This is a genomic window from Fulvivirga ligni (genome assembly GCF_021389935.1).
Classification (GTDB): Bacteria; Bacteroidota; Bacteroidia; order Cytophagales; family Cyclobacteriaceae; genus Fulvivirga; species Fulvivirga ligni.
Genome location: NZ_CP089979.1, coordinates 6,200,147 through 6,216,133, shown reverse-complemented (window position 1 = coordinate 6,216,133; position 15,987 = coordinate 6,200,147). Strand labels below are relative to the sequence as shown.

Here is a 15,987-nt window from a genome sequence, read left to right as displayed (position 1 = left end):
CTAAACCTATTACTTATGCACATTTTAGAATGTAATGCATGTACTCCGTCATGCCGTAACCTCTATTTCCCAAATCTTTAAATCGTAATCAATCATTTTCAAGCTCAACAATTTAGGAGCTATTGCTAGGTCATGCCCTTTTGATGGATACGGGCTTGACTGATATATGAACCTGTAACTAAACCTAAATCCAAATACATATGAAACACTTTAAAACTAAACTACTGTTAAGTGCTATTTGCGCTTTGCTGATCAGCATATCATCATTCGCACAAGTAGACTGTTATCAAATTGTGGGATATTTCCCATCCTGGCAAGGGTCACCGTCTAACCTGGATTATAGCAAGTACACACATATTAATTACAGCTTTGCCATACCTAACTCTAACGGAACTATTCCTGCAGTTGAAAATTCCGGCAAGCTTGTGGATCTGGTAAACCAGGCTCATGCGAATAACACCAAAGTTTTACTAGCCATAGGAGGGTGGTTGAGTTCGTCGCCGAGTAGCACACCTTTTGAGTCCATTGCAACTAATCAATCTGCTATTAATCAGTTCGTTAATGCTTGTGAAAATTTAGTTAATCAATATAACCTGGATGGTATTGATATTGACTGGGAGTATCCTACGGCACAAAGCCGCTGGAATGCTTTGATGAGACCATTAGGAACCAGAATTCACGGCATGGGAAAAATGCTGACTGCGGCCGTATCTGCTGGCTCTTATTTTGGTAATGGCTATGGTGATCTTTCCATGCTAGATCTGGTAAATATTATGGCTTATGATTGTAATTGTCCTACTAACTCTCCTTATAGTCAGGCAGTTGATGCACTGAATTATTGGACAGGCAGAGGTGTGCCTCAAAACAAAAGAATGCTGGGCGTGCCGTTTTACAGCAGCGATAATAACACTAGTCTGCATGTGCAAAAAGCAAATCTGGCCAAGTCAAGTGCTGGTGGTATCATGATCTGGGAAATATCCACTTACGGAGATATAACGGCCATTTATAATACCCTTGGTAATGTATGTAGTGGTGACAATAACCCGAACCCATCTACTTATTATCCTGTTCCGGGTACCGTTTGTGCTGCTAACTATAGTAATATGAGTGGTGTTCAAAAAGAGTCTACTTCAGACGGTAATTGTGGTCAAAGTGTAGGCTACATTGATACTGGCGACTGGATGACTTTCAATGTAAATGTTGCCAGCAGCGGAACGTATACTGTAAGATATCGCGTGGCTAGCCAAAGCGGTGGTGGTAGTATCAGGCTTGAGCAAGCAGGTGGTGGAGCGGTGTATGGTAATATCAATGTGCCTTCAACAGGTGGATGGCAGACCTGGACCACCATTTCTCAGCAGATACAACTATCAGCAGGTCAGCAGCAGATAGGTGTAGCGGTGCCTTCCGGCGGATTTAATTTAAATTACATTGAATTTTCGACAAATACAGGCGGTGGCACCACTTACGTGCAGGCTGAAGATTATGCCTACATGAGCGGAGTGCAAGTGGAAGCCACTACTGATGCCAGTGGAGGCCAAAATGTAGGCTATATAGATGCCAATGACTGGATGTCTTACACTGGGGTGAATATTGCTTCAAGTGGTAATTATACCATTGGCTTCCGCGTGGCTAGTCAAAGTGGTGGCGGTACACTGCAGTTTGAGCAAGCTGGAGGTGGAACAGTTTATGGATCAATAGGCGTGCCTTCTACAGGCGGCTGGCAGACCTGGACTACGATTTATATGAATGTTTATCTCAATGCAGGATCACAAGGCTTTGGAATTAAGGCACTTGCTGGCGGTTGGAATATCAACTGGTTCTCTATTACTCCAGCTGGAGGCAGCGCAGCCAGAGTTAGTAATGACGAGTTAGTTAACGAAAATATGGCATTATCCAAGCCGTATCCTAACCCATTTGAAAGGGAGGTGGCCATTCCTGTTAATGCCAAAGACGGAGCGCCATTCCAACTTCAGATTTATAATATATCTGGCAAGCTAATCCGGGCTTTTGATAATAAAGACCTGCAGGAGGGAAGCCAAGAAGTGATCTGGAGTGGAACTGATAGCCGTGGAAATACAGTTTCTAACGGTATTTATTTCTATAACCTCACCACCCAAAGCGGCAGTACTTCAGGTAAACTGATGAAAGGCGCGAATTAATTAATTTGATAATCCTGAAATGAAAAAGGAGCCGCTAAGGCTCCTTTTTTTATGACCTCATCTCCAGCCTTTGGTATGAGACAGAAGGTGAAGTTTTTTACTTTGAGGATGGGGTTTAGTGCGGTGAAAAACGAAGATGATGCAACTATTAACAAATTTCAATGTCTTTATAAATAATTAAATTTAAATTATAATTATCGCCTCATTATCGTTCAGCCAGCCATGAAACCACTAACCTTCTCTCTAGTATATTTATTAATTCTATTACCTATAATCAACTCAGGTGCTCAGGATAACAGCACAGCTTTAATGATGAGTAAAGGTTCCTTAGAAGAAGCGGGAATAAATAAGGATTCGATTGCTCATCTTTTAGATGATATATCCAACATCGCACAGCATGATTTCAGAGGATTGGTGGTGATCAAGGATAATAAGATAGTTATAGAGGAATATTATAATACCTTTTGGAGGAATTCTATCCTGGATATTCGTTCTGCAGGTAAGAGTGTAACGGCACTTTTGTTAGGTGTGGCTATTAAGGATGGTTTGGTGAAAAGCCTTGATCAGGATTTATATTCCTTTTTTCCCAAGAATAAATATCCTACCATAACTGAAGATTATAAAAACATTAACTTAAGACATCTCCTCAATATGTCATCAGGGTTGGATGCTGACTCAGACGACTCGCACACCAAAGGCAATGCATCTAACTGGATTGCCAAAGACAACTGGAAGGACTATATTCTGAGTATTCCTCTAACGGCTAAGCCAGGATCCAAATGGGTTTATGCAGATATTAATCCATTGCTAATTGCTGCTGTTATTGAAGAGAAATCAGGGATGAGTCTTAGAGATTATGCAAATGAAAAGCTTTTCGCGCCACTAGGAATAGAGCAATTCTATTGGTACACAAATCGCTCTAATCAAACTGGTGCAGCTGGCAACCTTTATATCTCAACATTAGATTTCGCCAAACTTGGAATGTTAGTAGCCAATGAAGGTAGTTGGAATAATGAGCAGCTTATCGATTTCAAGTACATGCAAAACCTAATAACCTCTGAATTTTTTAATATCTCGGAAAACAACCCTTATGCTGATGCCTATGGAATGCTATGGTATAAATCACATCGAACATTTGGGCATAAAAAAATAGACTATCTATTTGCTTCAGGAAACGGAGGCAACCACCTAATAGTTATACCAAGTGAAAATATGATAATAGCGCTCACCTCGAGCGCTTATGGTCAGGTGTATGCTCATAAAAGAGCGTATAATATTATGAGTAGAGTCTTGGCTGCAGTTGAGTAAGTCCTCTCCTCAAGGAGAGGACTTAGATGTGGTGAAAAATATCATCACTTAATTTCACCCAAATGCATAATTTCCAAGTCATCTTTAGATAGTCCACTAGCACCATCTATGGATATTACTCGTTTTTCTCCTGGTAAGAGATCAAAATAGTTATCAGAGAAATGAGCTTCTTTGTCTGGGAAGTTGAAATATATATCTCTGGCTAGCTTATCTGTTGAGATTTCCAGTGCAGGTTTTCCGTCATTTTCTACCAGTTCTATTTTTAGTTCTGGTGTTGGTAGTTTCTGGTCTTTAGGTTTAGCAAAATAATAAAGGTTATTTGCCAGCTCTTCGTCACCTGCTTTGAAGGTCATTTTTAGCACAGATTGAGTTGAATCGAGGCTGTTCAATAAGTGAGTGTAATTCCATTCAAAGAGCTTGGAACTGGTGTTGGCAGCTAGAGCAATGTCTTCATCCTGTTTCCAGATGCTTTTACCGTCGAAGTCAATTATTTCAAGAGAAAGCGTTCCTTCTTTATCTTCTAGGAAATCTGATACTCCGTAAACTTCTAATCTTCCTTCATTATGGAAAGCGCTGAGCATTACTGGTTTATATAGCTTTTTCACTGTGTAGTGCATGGCTTTCCATTTATGGGTATAGTCGGTGCTACTCCAGCTGGCTACAGGCCAGCAGTCATTAATCTGCCAATACAATGTTCCCATACAGTAAGGCATGGCTCTTCGGTGTGCTTCAATGGCCATTTTTGTTCCCCTGGCCTGCAACACGTGGCTCATATACAAAAACTGTTTAAAGTCTTTCGGTACGTTATATTCCCAACTCATGTACTCTCTTATTCTCAAGTTGCCAATACCACTGCGCTGGTGAGCGGCCATTACTTCAGATTCAATGTCATAATCTTTTGGCTCCGCATATTTTTTTACGGTTTCAAAATCAGGAAATGACTGAAAGCCATACTCACTCATGAAACGGGCTTTATACTTTTCAAAATCTTCAAATGGATGAAGGCCATGCCACACACCCCAATAGTGCATATCTCCTGAGGTAGAAGTATAGCCGGCATGCTGGTCCCACTCATAACCTGCCTGAGGTGATGAAGGCCAATAGTCATCTCCATCTGTATATTGATCCACCACTTCAGGTAAAATTTTATGGAACACATCTAAGTAGCCTTTTTGTAATGCTTCCTGTTGTTCTGTGGTATATTCCTTTTTCCAACCCCAGCCACCTTCAGAACCATAGTGCCAGCCAGTGTTAATTTCATTATTCCCACACCAAAGAGCTATAGACGGATGATTTCTCAAACGGACTACATTATCAATGGCCTCTTGTTTTACGCTATTTAAAAAAGCACTATCGTCTGGGTATAACGAGCAGGCGAACATGAAATCCTCCCAAACCAGAAGTCCATTTTTATCGCATAGTTTATAGAAGTAGTCATTCTCATAAATTCCACCACCCCAAACACGAAGCATATTCATGTTAGCATTAACCGCATCTGCTATCACCTTATCATATTCAGCTTTATCAACACGAGGAAGAAAATTATCATTAGGAATGTAGTTAGCGCCCTTCATGAATACTCTTACTCCATTAAGTTCAAAAAGGAATGACTCTCCGTCCTCATCCTTTTCTCTCACTAATTTCAAACTTCTCAGGCCGGTAGCCACCTCGTAGCTGTCATGCATATCATTCCCTGATACGGATGTTTTGAAATTATACATGTGCGCATCACCCAGACCGTGAGACCACCATAATTTGGGGTTATCCATGGTAAATGGAAGTGATACCACGTTCTCACCTTCTGTAAGTTTTAACTCTTTTGAGGTAAGCTCTCCATTTTCATGAGAAACAGCTATGTTATAAGTTCCTGCCTTATCCACCTGCACGGTTACTTGAGCTTCAAGTGAGGCCTTTTCTTTGGTTACAGAAGGTTGCTTAATGAACACATCTCTAATGCGCATATCATCCCAACCTTTTAAAATTACAGGTCTCCAAATGCCAGAGGTAACGAAGCGAGGACCCCAGTCCCAGCCGTAGTGATAGCCCGCTTTCCTGGTGAAAATAGAAACGCGCTTATCGCCAAGGCCACCATTTTCTGATTGATCATTGCCAGCAGGGTAAGCATAGGGTGAAGCTTCAAGCATAGCTAAACCTTTGTTAATTGGAGAATGTAAATACACTTTTAGCTGATTAACACCTTCCTTAGCTACTGGAAGAATATTCACCTCCCACTCACGAAACATATTATCAGCCTTCAAAAGAAGCGAATCATTCAGGTAAACATCAGCATAGGTATCCAGGCCTTTGAAGTCCAGTATCAAATGTGATTTTTTAAGTTCATTTGCCTTTAGCTCAAAAGATGTGGTATACACCCAGTCTTCCTTATCTATCCATTGAAGGTCTTTTTCATTGGTGCGATAAAAGGGATCTTTAATTTTCCCTTCAGCTAACAGATCCGTGTGAATAGTGCCAGGCACAGTGGCTTTACCTTTTAGTTCTCCATTAACCTGTGCATATGACCAGTTCTGGCTAATCTCTCTCATAATACGAGTATTTTCCAGGGCTTGTTCCTGATTAAAGGTCTGGCAGCCAAAGCATATGAGCATGGCAAGCAGATAATAACAATATTTCATAGTAGTAGAATAAGTTTAAGGTTTGCTAAATCTTTTTAGCAGTATAAAAATGCGAAAAAAATCGCTAAAAAAGAAGGTCTGGAGCTATGGTATCATATTTGATTAAAAGCATATGTCTAAACCTCCTTTTCAAGTATGATTAACTTCAAAAACTGGCTTTATTGCACCAGAGTGTTTTATTGGGAATACACCATTTATAACCTCTTATTTTGCTTCATTTCTGTATACTTATTGTATCTCTCGCCGCTGCAAAGTATCAAATATATTTTTTGGCTTAAAGTGCTGGGGTATTTCTGTACCACCGCTTATTATCTTATCAATAGAAAAGATCGATTTTACTTTTTTTACAACCTCGGCGTCAATCGAAGAAGGCTGTTCATCCCTGCCTTAATAATTGATGTTTTATCACTCTGTTTAATCCTTACCACCGCACATTATTTTATTTATGGATAAGCTAGAAATTGACGGTGTTACCCTGATGTTCTCGGGCCGAACTATTCTGAATGACATATATCTGCAATGCAAAACCACAGAAATAGTAGGCATTTTAGGTCGGAATGGAACAGGAAAATCATGCCTAATGAAAATGATCTTCGGAAGCATGAAAGGGGAGCATCAATCAGTAAGGATCAGCGGAGAATATCATACTCAGGCCTTTACCGTACCCAATACTATTCATTTTATGCCGCAAGATGGTTTTGTTTTTGGTAGGCATACATTCCAGGATCTGATCTCTATTTTTGAACTACATCCTTATCTGCATGAAATTTACACAATACCAGAAATCCAGAAAAACAAAGGCCAGAAGCTTAAAGACCTTTCCTATGGCATGCGCAAAGTGATGCAAATTCTCACTGTACTTTACACACCAGGCAAATTTGCTATTCTCGACGAACCTTTCAGTCATCTATCTCCGGTGATGATAGAACACATCATCCCGCATATCCAGGCGCAATCAAGAGCAAAAGGAATTATATTATCTGACCACCTCTACGAAACTGTCTTTAAGGTGAGTACCCACCTATACGTGCTATCTTCCTGCGTACTCCACGCCATTGAGCATGAGGAGGATTTGGTGAGGTTTGGGTATGTGAAGGGGTAAATTGGATGAGATATGAGAGTGAAATTAACACTTATCCTATTAGTAATGGTGTCAATGGTGAATCGAAGCCATTGCCAGGAATTATCAATGCAAGAAGCATTAGCAGCTTACCCTAATTTTAATGGGCTTGAACAGAATGACTCTTTGTTCGATGTCTTCCTGAATGATGAGGCTCTTAAATTATTAGACAAAATAGCGGGGAAAAGGCCGGATTTTTTCATTGTTTATTCTGTGAGTTATCCTGGTTATGGCTCTATTGGTCCTTGTCTAAGGGAATCAATGTCAAATTATTGGTTTCTGTGGGGTGAAAAAGGGAAGTATTATGCTCAAAACCTTAATGGCGAATGCAAAGGAAATGAAGTTGAAATAGAAGATAGGATACTGACTTATGCTGAAAGCAATTACGTTGAAATCCAATCAGAATTCTTTATGCCAGTTATTATTAAGGCTTTTAGGAAAGATGAAAGAATCTCCTTTACAGAATCTCTAGTTTCACATCAAACATGGCATAATATCATAATATTTCATGGCCAAAGCATAGCCTATTTCAGATTCGGTGAAAATCAAATAGAAGATGATAGAGGGTTGTTTCTAGATTATAATCAAAGCCTAAAAGTATATCAGCTTTTTAACATGCTCCAGGAGTTTGATAGGTCAATGGATTAGTATCGCCAAATCAATTCCATTCTATGTTAGGAAGATAGTTTGGAATTAAGGTTCTCTCACCCACTAAGGACTTGAGATGAGCCTGTTTTTTAATATTCTTTCACCGCCCGACTGAGCAGCAAGATTTACTGCATAACCGAGTCACCCTGAGCCCCGTCGAAGGGTAGACGATCAGGATTGCATCCTTATTCCCGGTATCTCAAGTTTTGCCGAACTATCTATACTTCGCCTTCCTAGGTGTCTCCACCTACGAAACTGCCTGCCGATCCAACCTAATCCTTGTTTCCAACGAGGATTTGTAGAATCGAGCATTTGTAATGCGATTATTGCTGAGGTTTCATTTCATAGCTAAGCTTCCCTTACTTTTTTGCAATCGACCAAAAAAGTAACAAAAAAGTCTTTTTTGCTGCAAGGTCTTCCGAGAGTATTTCATAGATATGGCCTGCCACTAAGGACTTGAGATGAGCCTGTTTTTTAATATTCTTTCACCGCCCGACTGGGCAGCAAGCTTTACTGCATTACCGAGTCACCCTGAGCCCCGTCGAAGGGTAGACGATCAGGATTGCATCCCTATTTCCCGTGTGACACCTTAAAATTTGCTGACCTGATTATACTTCGCCTTCGTAGGTGTCTTCACCTACGAAACTACTTGCTGTCTTCCCAATTTTTTTTCTAACGAAGGCTAGCATTTATCACTCCCTCCACCATTCCCAAAAATTCACTACCTTTACATTAACCCTTGCCAAATGAACCTTTTTCAAGGTCTTTCACGTAAGGGAGAATGAAAGCATGAGAAAACTATTATCCATATTCCTGGCGTCTTTGATGCTGATGGCTAGCACTGGGGTCACTCTGGCTACTCACTACTGTGGTGGGCATGCGATGAGCTCAGAGGTGATGCTTGGGCAGCACGAACTGGGCTGTGGTATGCAAATGGATATGAAATGCTCAGCTTCGTCCCCTTTAGAAACCATTGGTAAGCCTATCAAAAAATGCTGCGATAATGAATATCAGACCGTGAGTGCTGATGATTCTGTTATATCAAAAGTGGCCTTTGATGGTATTAACCTACAGTTTCTGGTTGCTTTTTCTTATACCCATTTTAATCTACAGCCGGTAAATGCCGATGTAGAGTATCCTCAAACCATTGATCCCCCTCCGTTGCTGGATCAGGATTTACATATCCTGAATCAGTCGTTTCTTTTATAAATACATGATATAGAGAGGCTTGCAAAAGCCTGCAGGAATGGTCTGCGCGTTAATCAACGCTGCCCATCCAGCAAATTAGTTGATAGATCTCTTTGATCTCATTCTTGTCTTATATGACACTATATCATGTTGAATAAAATCATTAAATACTTCTTAGAAAATAAGCTGGTCACTTTTCTGCTGCTTCTGGCGCTGATTGTCTGGGGTATCGTTACAGCTCCTTTTGGTTGGGATATTGGCTTGCCCCGCGATCCTGTTCCGGTAGATGCCATCCCAGATTTAGGTGAAAACCAGCAAATAGTTTATACAGAATGGAAAGGTCGCTCTCCTCAGGATATTGAAGATCAGATCACCTATCCGCTCACCACCGCCCTTCTGGGTATTCCCGGGGTGAAGACCATTCGTAGCAACTCTGTTTTTGGCTTCTCCAGCATTTACATCATTTTTGATGAAGACCTTGAGTTTTATTGGAGCCGAACAAGAATACTGGAAAAACTGAATTCACTGCCGGCCGGAACGCTACCTGAAGCGGCTACACCTGCTTTAGGGCCAGATGCTACAGCTCTTGGTCAGATCTACTGGTACACGCTTGAAGGTCGTGATCCGAAAACGGGTAAGCCAACGGGGGGCTGGGATCCGCAAGAGCTGAGAACGCTGCAAGACTTCTTTGTGAAGTACGGTCTTACCTCGGCTAGTGGAGTGGCAGAGGTAGCTTCTGTTGGTGGCTATGTGAAAGAGTATCAGGTAGATATCGATCCTGATGCTATGAAGGCCAGCAAGGTGAGCGTAGCCCAGATTATGCAGGCGGTAAAAAAGAGCAACCTCGACATAGGTGCTCGGACCATTGAATTTAACAAAGCCGAATACCTGGTTCGCGGTTTAGGCTATATCAAAAATCTGGATGACCTCAAGGAGAGCGTTGTCACAGTTCGTGATAATGTGCCGATCAGAATACAGGATGTCGCTCATGTGTCTTTTGGTCCTGCCCCAAGGCGTGGCGGACTGGATAAAGGTGGCGCTGAGGCTGTGGGAGGCGTGGTAGTGGCCAGATATGGCGCTAATCCGATGGAGGTCATCAATAACGTGAAAACCAAAATTGATGAGATCAGCTCCGGTTTGCCTCAAAAAACTCTCGAGGATGGTACTATTTCCAAAGTGACCATCGTGCCGTTCTACGACCGTTCAGGGTTGATTCATGAGACATTAGGAACATTGGAATCTGCTTTATCTCATGAAATTCTCATCAGTATTTTGGTGGTAATTGTTTTGGTGATGAACTTACGGGCTTCCATCCTTATTTCCAGCTTACTACCCATTGGAGTACTGATCACTTTCATAAGCATGCGGTACTTCGGCATAGATGCCAATGTGGTGGCGCTATCAGGTATTGCCATAGCCATCGGGGTTATGGTGGATGTCGGGATTGTGTTTGTTGAAAACATTGTAAGACATCTGGAACTGCCTGAAAATGAAGGAGTAAAAGGAAGTCAGTTGCAAAAAGTTGTGTATGAAGGGGCAAAGGAAGTAGCACCTGCTATTATGACGGCCTTGGCTACTACTGTAGTGAGCTTCATCCCTGTTTTTGCTATGGAAGCTGCTGAAGGCAAGCTCTTTAGACCGTTGGCCTTTACCAAAACCTTTGCTATTCTTTCTTCTTTGGCTTTGGGTCTTATTGTCATTCCGGCATTGGCACAATTAGTATTTTCCATTCGGATCGATAAAAATAGATCACGTAAGATCTGGGGAGTGCTTTTAATTATTGCTGGCGTAGTGCTTTCTATGGTATTTGGTGAGTGGATGGCTTTGCTACTGTCATTATTTGGAGTAGTTGCGCTTACTCATGAGTATTGGGCACAGCGAAATCCGCACATACCTGGCCGGATTAATATCGGCCTTTCTGTACTCATTGTGGTGTTCTTCCTTACCCAGGAATGGATGCCTCTAGGACCGCAGAATAGCTTGATCATTAACTTCCTTTTTGTGGTAATCCTGGTCGGCGGAATTCTCGGTTTTCTTTTATCGGTTGTACATTTCTACCCTAGAATTTTACCCTGGTGTCTTGATAATAAATGGACATTCTTAACCATACCCATCATTAGTATCTTGTTTGGGATACTCGTTTGGCAAGGCTTTAATAAGGTGTTTGGCTTTGCAGCCGATGGTGCACAAAAAATCGGCTGGGAGGTTAGAGATAGTGAAGCCTGGCAATCCATGACAGATGCTTTTCCAGGAGTAGGGAAGGAGTTTATGCCCACGTTAGATGAAGGTTCTTTTCTTTTAATGCCTAGCACTATGCCTCATACAGGTGTAGAACAAAATGTGGCGGTCATCAAGCAGCTGGATATGCGAGTAAATGCTATTCCAGAGGTGAAGTCCGTGGTGGGTAAATGGGGTCGAACCAATAGCGCTTTAGACCCGGCACCGGTTTCCATGTTTGAAAACATCATTAACTATAAACCAGAATATATACTGGATGAAGAAGGCCATAGAAAGCGCTTTAAAGTCAATGCAGATGATCAGTTTGAACTGAGTGATGGTAGTTATTTCGATCCTAAGACTGGGAATCTGAGTGAGTTTGACTCCCAATCTCTGGTGGATGATCCCAATGGTGAATACTTTCGCCAGTGGCGGCCGGAAATTCAATCGCCTGATGATATTTGGCAGCAGATAGTCGCTCAGTCGGACTATCCAGGGCTTACTTCGGCTCCTAAGTTGCAGCCCATTCAAACCAGACTGGTGATGTTGCAAACCGGCATGCGTGCTCCAATGGGCATAAAAGTGTATGGGCCGGATTTAAAAACTATTGAGAAAGTTGGTTTTGAATTGGAGAAAATTCTAAAAGAAGTACCCAGCATCGATGGCCCTACAGTTTTCGCTGATCGGGTAGTAGGCAAACCATATCTAAATATTGATATTGACCGAGAGGCTATTGCCAGATATGGACTTACCATTCAGGATGTTCAGAGCTATATCAGTGGCACTGTTGGCGGTATGGAGCAAACGTCAACCGTGGAGGGCAGAGAACGATTTGCTGTCCGTGTGAGGTACGCAAGGGAGTATCGTGATAGTCCGCAGGCAGTGAAGGATATTTTAATTCCTACTTCGTCCGGAGCTCAGATTCCTTTGGGCCAGCTCGCCACTATTGAATACACACAAGGACCACAAAATGTAAAAAGCGAGAATACCTTTCTGGTGAGCTATGTGATTTTTGATATGAAGGAAGGTTTTGCTGAAGTAGATGTGGTGGAGGCAGCCCAGGCCGCCATTCAACAAAAAATAGATGATGGAAGCTTAAGTATACCTGCAGGCGTTAGCTACCAGTTTACCGGTAATTATGAAAACCAAGTGCGAGCCACTAAAAGGCTACTGATTGTAGTGCCTTTATCGCTTATCATCATTTTTCTGATCCTGTATTTTCAGTTCAAATCTGTAACCATGTCGGCCATGGTGTTCTCAGGAATATTCGTGGCCTTTTCTGGTGGGTTTTTAATGATTTGGCTTTATGGACAAGATTGGTTCCTGAATTTTTCGGTTGCGGAAACCAACCTGCGTGATCTTTTTCAGATGCATACTATTAACCTCAGTGTTGCGGTTTGGGTAGGATTTATTGCCTTGTTTGGTATTGCTACCGATGATGGTGTGATCATGGGAACTTACCTCACACAGACTTTTGAAAAGGAAAAGCCAACTACTAAAAAGGAGGTTCGAAAAGCTGTATTGCACGCAGGAATGATGCGTGTGAGACCAGCCATGATGACCGCGGCTACGGCCATTATCGCTCTTCTCCCAGTGCTTTCATCCACAGGAAAGGGTTCGGATATTATGGTGCCCATGGCCATCCCCGCTTTTGGAGGCATGCTCCTTCAGGTGATGACCATGTTTGTAGTGCCAGTGCTTTACAGCATGTGGCAAGAAAGGAGGGTAGAGAAATGATTTTCAAAATTAATAGAATGAAAGCATTGATAATAATGATGTTGCTGGCACTAAGCTTCCATAGCCATGCTCAGCTAAATCAATACCTAAAAGAAGCCGCCGATCATAACCCCATGCTCCAGGCACAGTTTCATCGGTATTATGCTGACTTGCAGAAGGTTCCTCAGGTTGGAGCATTGCCAGACCCAAAGGCTAGTCTTAGTTATGCCATTTTACCCACCGAAACCAGAGTGGGAGAGCGGGTTTTAGGGCTTGAACTGTCGCAGTCGTTCCCTTGGTTTGGTACACTGGCAGCGAAAAGAGATGCCGCTTCTCAGCAGGCAGAAGTGAGCTATCAGGAATTTTTGAAGACGAAAAATGAGCTCTTTTATCAGGTTAAATCGGCTTATTATCAGATATATATCACCCAAAAAAGCATAGCTACTACTGAGAAGTACCTGGAAATTCTGGATAGGGATGAACAGGTAAGTCTTGGGAGAATTGAAGGAGGAGAAGGCTCTATGGTGGATGTGCTGCAGGTGCAGATGGAAAATAAGGAGCGAGTGGCTCAACTCGAGGCTTTAAAAGATCAGCTGCAAACGCAAACGGCTCAGTTCAATGCTTTGCTAAGTAGACCTATTCGTGAAGAGGTGCATATGCAAGACAGCCTGCAAATCTTATCTCTGCCTGTGGATGATCAGATGATGCTGGATAGCGTGCTATTGAAAAATCCTGAGTTAAACGCTCTATATCAGCAGAATACAGCCTTGGAAAGCCAGAAGAATATTGCTATAAAGGAAGGTCAGCCTTCTTTTGGAGTAGGTGTGAATTATGGTTTGGTAACGCCACGTACTGATATGGATGTGCCACAAAACGGTCAGGATATTCTCATGCCAATGGCTACGGTGAGTATTCCTTTGTATCGTAAAAAATATAAAGCGAAGATTAGTGAGGTGGATTATATGCAGCAAAGTTTGCAGCAGCAGATTGAGCAAAAGAAAAATTCATTGGAAGCTCAGCTGATCCAGGCTATTAACCAATACAAAGATGCCGAGCGTAAGCGCAAACTTTATGATGAGCTGTTGATCCAATCGCGACAAGCATCTAATATTATTACTCAGGCTTATGCAGGAGGAGATGGTAGTTATGAAAAAGTGCTGGATATAGAACAGCAGATGCTGCGCTATGAGCTGGCTTCAGAGCAGGCCAAGGCTAACGTTCACATTGCGATAGCATTACTTGAAAAATTATGGGCTAAAAACATTGATATTGATCATGAAACTAAATAAATCAACAATACTATTGATGCTGGCCGCCCTGACAGTAGGGGTGTTGCTCGGAAGCCTCTTCTTCGGAGGAAAGGATGATGAACACCAGCATGCAGAAAATGAGGCTTCTGAAGAGTCTACAGTATGGACTTGCTCCATGCACCCTCAAATTCGACAAGAAAAGCCTGGTAAGTGCCCAATCTGTGGTATGGAATTGATTCCGTTAAGCGATAGCAAAGGAAAGCTGGTTTCCAATGAGGCCCTTCAAATGAGTGAGTCAGCAGCAGCTTTGGCAGATGTTCAGACCATAGTGGTGGGGGAGGGAGCAGCGGCTTCTAAAAACCTGCAGCTCAGCGGAAAAATTGAGGCCGATGAAAGGAATATTTCTCAAGTCTCGGCTCAATTTAAAGGCAGAATAGAAAAGCTGTATGTGAATTTTACTGGCGAAAAAGTAAAAAGAGGTCAGGTATTGGCTACCATATATTCACCTGAATTGATTACCGCACAGCAGGAATTATTAGAAGCTGCCAAATACAAGGATTCTAGCCCAGCTATCTATCAGGCGGTCAGAAATAAACTGAAAAACCTGCAGGTGGCCGATGCTGAGATCAATAAGATTGAATCGACCGGAGAAGTTAGTATTGCAGTACCTGTTCGTTCAAGCTATGCGGGTGTGGTGCGCGAGCTCCATGTTTCAGCGGGAGATAATGTAAATAAAGGAGAGTCATTGTTCGGAATTGTTGATCTCAGCAAGCTTTGGGTAGTTTTAGATGCTTATGAAAAGGATTTGAACCATATTTCAGAAGGTGATTTAGTAACGTTCACTGTTCCTTCATTACCTGGACAAAACTTTAAAGCGAAGGTGACATTCATTGATCCCTTTATTGATCCATCGAATCGCGTGGCAGGTATTAGGGCTGAAGTGATTAACGACAAAGGAAAGTTAAAACCAGAAATGTTCGTTAGGGCAGCTATTAAAAATGATAATCAATCAAATGGTGGCGAGGTGATTACCGTTCCTCAATCAGCTGTTCTCTGGACAGGAAAACGCTCTTTGGTATATGTGAAGCTGGATAACTACGATCAGCCCACTTTTGAATATCGAGAGGTGATATTAGGAGCAGAAAAAGGAGATCATTATGTGATTGAAAGTGGATTGAAAGCTGGAGAAAGGGTAGTGGTAAACGGTACTTTCAGCATAGATGCCGCAGCTCAGTTAGCAGGTAAACCCAGCATGATGAATCCAAAGGAAGCTAGTAAGCAAATGGATATTTCTAATGATGCAAAGAGTGCTCTAAAACCAGTTATCAATAAATACCTCTTATTGAAAGATGCTCTGGTAAGTGACAATTTCAATGAAGGGAAATCACAGGCTAGTGAATTATTGGCGGGTTTAAAGGCCGTTAATATGGAAGTGTTTACTGGAGATGCTCATATGCTGTGGATGAAGCAGGCTAAACCCCTCAAAGAGGCCGCAGCACTAATTGCTGACAGCAAAGATATTGGGGCAGCAAGGGCAAGTTTTATATCGCTTTCAGAAAAAATGATAGCCTTGATCCAGGGAATGAACCCGTCAGCCTCAACACTTTATGTACAACACTGCCCCATGGCAGATAATAATAAAGGGGCCGATTGGCTGAGCAGTGAGAAAGAAGTAAAAAATCCATACTTCGGTGCATCCATGCTCACCTGCGGAGAAGTAACAAAGGTGATTGAGTAGTTGCGATTCG

Annotated in this window: 9 protein-coding genes; 8 read left to right on the top strand and 1 reads right to left on the bottom strand. The window is 42.1% G+C overall.

Features of this window, described 5'->3' with window-relative positions:
* The first annotated feature begins 200 nt into the window (after positions 1-200).
* Both LVD16_RS27820 and LVD16_RS26385 read left to right on the top strand, forming a co-directional pair.
* Positions 201-2,159, top strand: coding sequence for a carbohydrate-binding protein (locus tag LVD16_RS27820; protein ID WP_305038994.1), 1,959 nt, complete (start codon positions 201-203; stop codon positions 2,157-2,159).
* Between the two features lie 222 nt (positions 2,160-2,381).
* The gene (locus LVD16_RS26385) at positions 2,382-3,467 is read left to right on the top strand and encodes a serine hydrolase domain-containing protein (RefSeq protein ID WP_233771294.1); all 1,086 of its coding nucleotides are present in this window, start codon (positions 2,382-2,384) and stop codon (positions 3,465-3,467) included.
* 44 nt (positions 3,468-3,511) lie between these two features.
* Here the strand turns inward: LVD16_RS26385 and LVD16_RS26380 are convergent, their stop codons facing one another.
* Positions 3,512-6,100 (bottom strand): beta-mannosidase, encoded by a 2,589-nt coding sequence (locus tag LVD16_RS26380; RefSeq protein ID WP_233771293.1) that lies wholly within the window; start codon positions 6,098-6,100, stop codon positions 3,512-3,514.
* Between the two features lie 445 nt (positions 6,101-6,545).
* On the opposite strand from LVD16_RS26380, the gene LVD16_RS26375 reads away from it, so the two are divergent.
* From LVD16_RS26375 to LVD16_RS26350, 6 genes are all read left to right on the top strand, one after another.
* Positions 6,546-7,202: an ATP-binding cassette domain-containing protein gene (locus LVD16_RS26375; RefSeq protein WP_233771292.1), complete on the top strand. Its 657-nt coding sequence runs from the start codon at positions 6,546-6,548 to the stop codon at positions 7,200-7,202.
* A gap of 12 nt (positions 7,203-7,214) precedes the next feature.
* Positions 7,215-7,868: a hypothetical protein gene (locus tag LVD16_RS26370; protein WP_233771291.1), complete on the top strand. Its 654-nt coding sequence runs from the start codon at positions 7,215-7,217 to the stop codon at positions 7,866-7,868.
* Between the two features lie 789 nt (positions 7,869-8,657).
* A complete protein-coding gene (locus LVD16_RS26365; RefSeq protein ID WP_233771290.1) occupies positions 8,658-9,077 on the top strand; it encodes an HYC_CC_PP family protein in 420 nt (139 codons plus the stop codon).
* Between the two features lie 126 nt (positions 9,078-9,203).
* Positions 9,204-13,010: an efflux RND transporter permease subunit gene (locus LVD16_RS26360; protein WP_233771289.1), complete on the top strand. Its 3,807-nt coding sequence runs from the start codon at positions 9,204-9,206 to the stop codon at positions 13,008-13,010.
* A gap of 17 nt (positions 13,011-13,027) precedes the next feature.
* Positions 13,028-14,278: a TolC family protein gene (locus LVD16_RS26355; protein WP_233771288.1), complete on the top strand. Its 1,251-nt coding sequence runs from the start codon at positions 13,028-13,030 to the stop codon at positions 14,276-14,278.
* Positions 14,265-15,977, top strand: a complete 1,713-nt coding sequence (locus tag LVD16_RS26350; protein ID WP_233771287.1) for an efflux RND transporter periplasmic adaptor subunit — start codon at positions 14,265-14,267, stop codon at positions 15,975-15,977. The genes LVD16_RS26355 and LVD16_RS26350 overlap by 14 nt, the downstream gene beginning before the upstream one ends.
* Positions 15,978-15,987: the final 10 nt, after the last annotated feature.